Below are 7,307 nucleotides of genomic sequence, written 5' to 3' on the forward strand. Positions count from 1 at the left end.
CTCATGGGCACGGTTGAGCTGCCAGTTGCCGAGTGCGCAGGTGGCGGCGATCACCACCAGCGCGGCGGCAATGGGTACCGGGCTGAGCCCGCGCCATATCTTCACTGACGGCTCCGGTGTGCTGTTGCGCACGCACGGGTGCGATAATGGCGCCTCACCTCCAGCTGACCCCGCGCTTGCGGGCCCCCCATGCGCATCATCATCATCATCGCGTTCATCCTCATCGTCGGCAGCCTGGCCTCCGCCCTGTTCTTCATGATGCGCGACCGCGGCAAGACGCCAAACATGATGCGCTCGCTGATGTTCCGGGTCGGTTTTTCCGTGGCACTGTTCATCTTCATCCTGTTCTCGCACTGGATGGGCTGGATACAGAGCACGGGCATCCGCATGGGACCTTGAGCCTGGCGCGGCTCTCGGCCCACCCTGGCTACCTGGTTTGAACCACAAAAAACAAGCGCCACAGGCTGGCAAAACTCCTGCGGCGCTTGTTTTTTGTTGTTCTTCGCCGAAAAGCCAGGCCTTCAGGCGATTCCGCCGGCGTCGCCGGCGGCCACTGCAGTCGGGTGCCTTACAGCCAGTACACCACGATGTAGAGGAACAGCCACACCACGTCGACGAAGTGCCAGTACCAGGCGGCACCCTCGAAGGCGAAGTGGTGATCGGGCGTGAAGTGGCCCTTGAGCACGCGCACCAGCACCACCGTCAGCATGATCGCGCCCATGGTCACGTGAAAGCCGTGGAAACCGGTCAGCAGGAAGAAGGTGGAACCATAGATGCCCGAGGTCAGCTTGAGGTTCAGTTCCGTGTAGGCATGATGGTACTCGTACACCTGGAAGCACATGAAGACCGCGCCCAGCAGGATGGTCAGCACCAGGCCCTGGATCAGCTGGCTGCGCTTGTTGGCCAGCAAGGCATGGTGCGCCCAGGTCAGCGTCACGCCGGACATCAGCAGCAAGGCGGTATTGATGGTCGGGATCGGCCACGGACCCATGGTCTGGAAGCTTTCCACCACACCGGCCGGTCCGGAGTTCGGCCACACTGCGGCGAAGTCGGGCCACAGGATCTTGTTGTTCAGGTCGCCCAGCCACGGCATGGCGATGTTGCGGGCATAGAACAGCGCGCCGAAGAACGCTGCGAAGAACATCACTTCGGAGAAGATGAACCAGCCCATCGACCAGCGGAAGGACAGGTCGATGTTCTTGCCATACTTGCCGGTCTCGGATTCACTGATGGCGTCGCCAAACCAGCTCTTGAGCACGAACAGGAACCACAGCAGGCCCAGGCCGCAAAGGTACGGCCCCCAGGACTGCCCGTTTACCCAACCAGCGGCACCCCCGGCCGTCATCAGCAAGCCAAAGCTTGCCGTGATCGGATGGCGCGAGGGGCCCGGTACGAAGTAGTACGGAGCGTTTGCGCGATTCGCACTCATTCTTTTTTCTCCAGCTCAGAGTCTCTGATTCAGTAATCGTTATCCGCACATCCAGCCCTGACGGGACCGGCGGCTGCTTTTGCCCTGCTTTTTTACTTTTTTCCTGCCCTGCCCCGTGCTGCGTGGCCTCACCCTACCACGACGCGCACGACGGTAATCAGCACCGCGATCAGGATGGCTACCCCGATCAGGCCGGCGACAATCACATGGACCGGGTTGAGCTGGGCCATGTCGCGCTCATGCTCGCTTCCCTTGCGCAGGCCGATAAACGACCAGAACACCGCGCGCAGGGTCTGCGCAAACGACAGCTTGCGCTTGACCGCGTCCTTCATTTCTTCCACGGCTACACCCCCCACAACCACTTCAGCTGCGACGGCAGCTGCAACTCAAATGCCCTTGCCCGCTCCGGCCTGCTGCGCATCGAGCGGCCCATGCGGCACTTGCGCCACCGGCGCCCCGACCTCGAAGAAGGTGTAGGACAGCGTAATGTTCTTTACGTCTTTCGGCAGGTCCGGATCGATCACGAACACCACCGGCATCTCGCGTGCTTCCTTTGCCTTCAGCGTCTGCTGCTTGAAGCAGAAGCATTCGATCTTCTTGAAATACTGCGTGGCCAGCTTGGGCAGGTAGCTCGGAATGGCCTGGGCCGAGATATCGCGCTCCTGCCCGTTCGCCACTTCGTAGACGATGGTGGTCATTTCGCCCGGGTGCACTTCCATGCTGCTCTTGACCGGACGGAAGGCAAAGGGCCCACGCGCGTTGGAATCGAATTCGACCGTGATGGTGCGGGTCTTGTCCACCTGCGTGTTCTTTGCCTGGCCGCCATACAGGTCGCGCGTGGTCAGCACGTTCAGGCCGGTGATCTCGCAGATCTTCTTGTACAGCGGCACCAGCGCATAGCCAAACGAAAACATCAGCGCCACCACCACCAGCAACCGCAGCAACATCCCGCGGTTAAAGCCCTTGTCGGTGGCATCGTTCGACTGCTGGTCCATGCTCATCTCGATTCCCTGCAGCGTCAGCCAAGAAGGATCATCTTGGCGAAGAAACCCAAAAAGAAAACCATCACGATCGAGAAAAGAATCAGGCCGAGACGACGATTGGAGGCCTTGCGGTCTGCCTGCGATGGACTTTTGTTTGGATCCTGCATAACACCTTGCTTCGTGCTTGGGTGACGCGGAAGAACGGGCTTTGCCCATCCTTCCGCGCATTGATACGGCTTACTTGACCTGCGGCGGCACTTCAAAGGTATGGAACGGAGCCGGCGACGGCACGGTCCACTCCAGGCCCTCTGCGCCTTCCCAGGGCTTGTCCCCGGCTGCCTTGCCACCACGGTAGGACGGCAGCACCACGAAGAAGAAGAAATACACCTGTATCAGCCCGAAGCCCAGCGCGCCGATCGAGGCGATGGCGTTGAAGTCGGCGAACTGGGTCGGGTAGTCGGCATAGCGGCGGGGCATGCCGGCCAGACCCAGGAAGTGCATCGGGAAGAAGGTGACGTTGAAGAAAATCATCGAGCCCCAGAAGTGGATCTGGCCGCGGGTTTCGTTGTACATGAAACCACTCCACTTCGGACCCCAGTAGTAGAAGCCCGAGAACATCGCGAACAGCGAGCCCGCCACCAGCACGTAGTGGAAGTGCGCCACGATGAAGTAGGTGTCCTGCAACTGGATGTCGATCGGGGCAACCGCCGGCATCAGGCCCGTGAAACCGCCGATGGTGAACACGAAGATAAAGCCGATCGCGAACAGCATCGGGGTCTCGAAGGTCATCGAGCCGCGCCACATGGTGGCGATCCAGTTGAAGATCTTCACGGCCGTCGGCACCGCGATCAGCATGGTGGCGTACATGAAGAACAGCTGGCCGGTCACCGGCATGCCAGTGGTGAACATGTGGTGGGCCCACACGATGAACGACAGGATGGCGATCGAGGCGGTCGCGTACACCATCGAGCTATAGCCGAACAGGCGCTTGCGGGCGAAGGTCGGCACGACGTGCGAGATGATCCCGAACGCCGGCAAGATCATGATGTAGACCTCGGGGTGGCCGAAGAACCAGAAGATGTGCTGGTACATCACCGGGTCGCCGCCGCCGGCTGCCGAGAAGAAGCTGGTGCCGAAGTGACGGTCGGTCAGCACCATGGTGATGGCGCCGGCCAGCACCGGCATCACGGCGATCAGCAGGTAGGCGGTGATCAGCCAGGTCCAGCAGAACATCGGCATCTTCATCAGCGTCATGCCGGGTGCGCGCATATTGAGCACCGTGACGATGATATTGATCGAACCCATGATCGACGACGCGCCCATGATGTGCATGGCGAAGATGGCCATGTCCATGCCGGGGCCCATCTGCACCGACAGCGGCGCGTAGAGGGTCCAGCCGGCGGCAGTGGCGCCGCCCGGGGCGAAGAACGACAGCGCCAGCAGCAGCGCTGCCGGCGGCATCAGCCAGAAGCTGAAGTTGTTCATGCGCGCGAACGCCATGTCGGATGCGCCGATCTGCAGCGGGATCATCCAGTTGGCGAAGCCGACGAAGGCCGGCATGATCGCGCCGAACACCATGATCAGGCCGTGCATGGTGGTGAACTGGTTGAACAGTTCGGGACGGAAGAACTGCAGGCCCGGCTCGAACAGCTCGAGACGGATCAGCAATGCCAGCACGCCGCCAGACAGCAGCATGGTGAAGGAGAACAGCAGGTACAGCGTACCGATGTCCTTGTGGTTGGTGGCGAACAGCCAGCGGCGCCAGCCATGCGGATGATCGTGGTGCTCATCGTGGGCGTGGTCGTGCGGGTGGGCGAGCGCGTCCGGGGTAGCAGTACTCATCGCGAAAACTCCTGAAATCCTGTTCAGCCTGCCGCGCGGTCACCCGCGGCGCTTGCCTGCTTTTCAGCGGGCTTGTCTTCCGTCTTGGGCGCGGCATCGCCGCCGGAGGCGCCAGGTGCGCCGCCGCCTTCCCGGAACTTGCCGGCGCGGGCGTTCACGAAATCGCTCGGTTGAATCACTTCACCGGTCTTGTTACCCCAGCTGTTGCGGGTGTAGGTCATGACAGCGGCGAGCTCGGTATCGGAGAGATGCTTCCACACCGGCATGGCACCCTTGCCCTCGAGCAGGATATGCATCTGGCCGGCGTCCGGACCATTGACGATCTTGGAGCCGTCCAGCGCCGGGAAGGCACCGCCGCCCTTGCCGTTCGGCTGGTGGCAGACCGCGCAATTGGCCGTATAGACCTTCTCGCCACGGGCCTTGAGCTCGTCCAGGGTCCAGGTCTTGTTGGGGTCGTCGGCCTTGGCCGCGAGTTCCTTTTTCTTGCCGTCGACCCACTTGGCGTAGTCGGCGTCGGACACCACGCGCACGACGATGGGCATGAAGGCATGCTCCTTGCCGCACAGCTCGGCGCACTGGCCGCGATACACGCCGACCTTCTCGGCCTTGAACCAGGTATCGCGCACAAAGCCGGGAATCGCATCCTGCTTGACGCCGAAGGCCGGGATCATCCAGGCATGGATGACGTCGTTGGCCGTCAGCACCACGCGGACCTTCTTGTTCACGGGCACCACCATCTCGTTGTCCACCTCCATCAGGTAGGTGTTCGACTTGGGCGCCTCGTTGTTGATCTGGTCGCGCGGGGTGGTCAGGGTCGACACGAAGGAGATGCCTTCGCCGTCACCCTTCAGGTAGTCGTAGCCCCACTTCCACTGGTAGCCAGTGGCCTTGATGGTGAGGTCGGCGTTGGTGGTGTCCTTCATCGCCACGACCGTCTTGGTGGCAGGCAGGGCCATGCCGATCACGATCAGGAAGGGGATGATGGTCCAGATCACCTCGACGGTGATGCTTTCGTGGAAGGAGGCGGACTTGGCGCCCTTGGACTTGCGGTGCGTAAACACGGAATAGAACATCACCGCGAAAACGCCGATGAAGATCACCGTACAGATGATCAGCATCATCCAGTTCAGCCAGTGAATCTGCTCGGCAATCTTGGTGACCGGCTCGGTCAGATTGAGCTGACGCACTGCGGGGCCGCCTGGCATGTCCTCCACTGCCAAGGCTGCCTGACCGGTGAGCAGGGACAAGCCCACCAGACATGCTGCGGATGCCTTCTTCCACATTTTCATTTTGTTATCTACCCAATTTACAGATTCAAATCTGTCACTCGTCGGGCTTCAAACCACCTCCTCAGAGGCAACGCAAAGCCGATACGAGTTCCTGCGCGAACTTTCGCCGCTTGTACGGGTCAACGAAACACCCCACCTGTACAGCGCACTTACCCGAGCGCAGCAACACCAGCGCCCGTAATGATTCACCCAGTTCAACCCGCACCCACAGCGGATTGAATTCATGCCGCGTAAGCTGCCCCGCGCTGACCGATTCAACCACCAACATGCCATCGGCCAGGCTGACACGTTCGTAATCTGTCGCGTGCCGCGCATAGACCAGCAGGGCAATGCCCAGGCCCAGCACATCCAGCCCGGCAAAGGGCAGCACGAGCCATGACCCTCGCCACGCGAAAAACGAGGCGATGGCAAGCGAGACAACGACGATGGATAGGTAAAACCAGCCGACCTGGCGTGGAGACAGCGAGCAATTCCGCTTCATCAGCCAGTCTTTACCCGGCGCGCCAGATCCTCCGGCACCGCCGTCGGATTTGTCCTGCGCCGTCTGGAATGCGATACCCAAGTCTTGCATCGCCAACCGCTCTGCTTCGGATGCCCGCCCGGGATGACTGCGCCCAGGCTGCACCATGAGCGTGCGATTCCGGGGCAAATTCTGCCAGGGGACTACTGCGACAAACTGGCGCATTATAGGGCGCTTCGTCTACTCGGACAAGGCCGCTACTTGACCAGGGGGCTAGCGCGCGGGAAGTTTTTGTGCATCAGGAAGGTGCGCGCGGCCACTGCACGCATGCCGGCAACGTTACCGCCGCTGCCGGGCGCGGCCTATTTTTTCGAGCGGCACCACGGCATGCCCGAGTTCGTCGACCGCCTGCCTGCCGCGCGGCGCCAGCTTCCAGGCGTGGCCATAAACGATCTCGAAGGTCAGCGGAATCAGCCCGTCCGCGCCGCGGCGGCGCTCGAGCGCCGCCAGCACCGCCTCCAGCCATTTGCGGCCGCGCAGGCCCTGGCCCACCCCGGCCGGCACGCGCAGCCCGCCGAAGGCCTGTACTTCACGCAACAGCGTGCGCGGCGATTCGTAGGTGACGGTCAGGGTTTCCATGTCCATCACGGGCGTGGACCAGCCGCTGTGCACCAGCATGTCGCCGATGTCGTGCATATCGACAAAACGCAGCGAATGGACGTCGCCGTCGACTTCGGCAAAGGCGGCGCGCAGTTCCGCCAGCGTATCCGGCCCGAACAGGGAAAACAGGACCAGGCCTTCGTCGCGGGTGACGCGGTGCCACTCGGGGAATACCCTGTGTGGCTCGGGGTGCCAGTGCAGGGCGAGATTGGACCACAGCAGGTCGAAGCTGGCCGGAGCGAAGGGTAATGTGGCAAGATCGCCCTGCACCAGGTCGAAGGTCGGGCGCTTGCCGAGCAGGCGGCCGAGCCATCCGGCCTGGCCGGGGCGGCGCTGGGGATCGCGCTGGGCCGCCTCGCGCAGCATGGCCGCGGAGATGTCCAGGCCGGCGATCTGCGCGTCCGGGTATTGGGCGCGCAGCGCTGCCAGGCCGCGGCCATGGCCGCAGCCGATGTCGAGGGCACGCGCCGGCGCCAGGCGGATCATCTGCATGCGCTCCTGCATGCGCTGGCCGATCTCGCCCAACAGGAAATCAAGCTGGCCGAATCCGGCGCTGCGCCGGTCGAAAGCCAGGCGGGTCAGCCGCGCAGGCGGCAAATAAGCATCAGGGGAGTCGGCGTCATGCAGGGACACGGGCAAACCAG

The 7,307-nt window shown here is 62.4% G+C and carries 9 protein-coding genes and 1 pseudogene; 1 reads left to right on the forward strand and 9 read right to left on the reverse strand.

All coding sequences use genetic code 11. The annotated features are described in order from the left end of the window. Nucleotides 1–105, reverse strand: a pseudogene (locus P3W85_RS18930) (SURF1 family protein); the annotation flags it as partial. Nucleotides 106–189: 84 nt separating this feature from the next. On the opposite strand from P3W85_RS18930, the gene P3W85_RS18935 reads away from it, so the two are divergent. After that, nucleotides 190–399, forward strand: a complete 210-nt coding sequence (locus P3W85_RS18935) for a twin transmembrane helix small protein (RefSeq protein WP_017228163.1) — start codon at nucleotides 190–192, stop codon at nucleotides 397–399. A 169-nt stretch (nucleotides 400–568) separates the two neighbouring features. Here the strand turns inward: P3W85_RS18935 and P3W85_RS18940 are convergent, their stop codons facing one another. The 8 genes from P3W85_RS18940 to P3W85_RS18975 all read right to left on the reverse strand — a co-directional run bounded on the left by P3W85_RS18940 (nucleotide 569) and on the right by P3W85_RS18975 (nucleotide 7,302). Then, complete coding sequence (locus P3W85_RS18940; protein ID WP_017228162.1) at nucleotides 569–1,429, reverse strand: cytochrome c oxidase subunit 3; 861 nt, start codon at nucleotides 1,427–1,429, stop codon at nucleotides 569–571. Nucleotides 1,430–1,557: 128 nt separating this feature from the next. Further along, nucleotides 1,558–1,770: a DUF2970 domain-containing protein gene (locus P3W85_RS18945; protein ID WP_035813371.1), complete on the reverse strand. Its 213-nt coding sequence runs from the start codon at nucleotides 1,768–1,770 to the stop codon at nucleotides 1,558–1,560. A 45-nt stretch (nucleotides 1,771–1,815) separates the two neighbouring features. Continuing rightward, on the reverse strand, nucleotides 1,816–2,430 hold the full coding sequence (locus P3W85_RS18950; RefSeq protein WP_276265927.1) for a cytochrome c oxidase assembly protein: 615 nt from the start codon (nucleotides 2,428–2,430) through the stop codon (nucleotides 1,816–1,818). Between the two features lie 17 nt (nucleotides 2,431–2,447). Continuing rightward, nucleotides 2,448–2,579, reverse strand: a complete 132-nt coding sequence (locus P3W85_RS18955) for a cytochrome oxidase small assembly protein (RefSeq protein ID WP_276265928.1) — start codon at nucleotides 2,577–2,579, stop codon at nucleotides 2,448–2,450. A 70-nt stretch (nucleotides 2,580–2,649) separates the two neighbouring features. After that, on the reverse strand, nucleotides 2,650–4,254 hold the full coding sequence (ctaD, locus tag P3W85_RS18960) for a cytochrome c oxidase subunit I (RefSeq protein ID WP_276265929.1): 1,605 nt from the start codon (nucleotides 4,252–4,254) through the stop codon (nucleotides 2,650–2,652). A gap of 23 nt (nucleotides 4,255–4,277) precedes the next feature. Next, nucleotides 4,278–5,543 carry a cytochrome c oxidase subunit II gene (coxB, locus tag P3W85_RS18965; protein WP_035813368.1) on the reverse strand — a complete coding sequence of 422 codons (1,266 nt, stop codon included), beginning with the start codon at nucleotides 5,541–5,543 and terminating at the stop codon, nucleotides 4,278–4,280. Between the two features lie 61 nt (nucleotides 5,544–5,604). Then, nucleotides 5,605–6,114 (reverse strand): DUF2244 domain-containing protein, encoded by a 510-nt coding sequence (locus P3W85_RS18970; protein ID WP_017228156.1) that lies wholly within the window; start codon nucleotides 6,112–6,114, stop codon nucleotides 5,605–5,607. A 228-nt stretch (nucleotides 6,115–6,342) separates the two neighbouring features. Then, nucleotides 6,343–7,302, reverse strand: a complete 960-nt coding sequence (locus P3W85_RS18975; protein WP_346430275.1) for a methyltransferase domain-containing protein — start codon at nucleotides 7,300–7,302, stop codon at nucleotides 6,343–6,345. Nucleotides 7,303–7,307: the final 5 nt, after the last annotated feature.

The sequence above is a fragment of the Cupriavidus basilensis genome, assembly GCF_029335485.1.
Lineage (GTDB): Bacteria > Pseudomonadota > Gammaproteobacteria > Burkholderiales > Burkholderiaceae > Cupriavidus > Cupriavidus basilensis_E.

Excerpts from the sequence above, each read along its gene's own strand:
- P3W85_RS18935 (WP_017228163.1), top strand. The coding sequence starts at position 190 with ATGCGCATCATCATCATCATCGCGTTCATCCTCATCGTCGGCAGCCTG.
- P3W85_RS18940 (WP_017228162.1), bottom strand. The coding sequence starts at position 1,429 with ATGAGTGCGAATCGCGCAAACGCTCCGTACTACTTCGTACCGGGCCCC.
- P3W85_RS18950 (WP_276265927.1), bottom strand. The coding sequence starts at position 2,430 with ATGAGCATGGACCAGCAGTCGAACGATGCCACCGACAAGGGCTTTAAC.
- P3W85_RS18955 (WP_276265928.1), bottom strand. The coding sequence starts at position 2,579 with ATGCAGGATCCAAACAAAAGTCCATCGCAGGCAGACCGCAAGGCCTCC.
- ctaD (WP_276265929.1), bottom strand. The coding sequence starts at position 4,254 with ATGAGTACTGCTACCCCGGACGCGCTCGCCCACCCGCACGACCACGCC.
- coxB (WP_035813368.1), bottom strand. The coding sequence starts at position 5,543 with ATGAAAATGTGGAAGAAGGCATCCGCAGCATGTCTGGTGGGCTTGTCC.
- P3W85_RS18970 (WP_017228156.1), bottom strand. The coding sequence starts at position 6,114 with ATGCAAGACTTGGGTATCGCATTCCAGACGGCGCAGGACAAATCCGAC.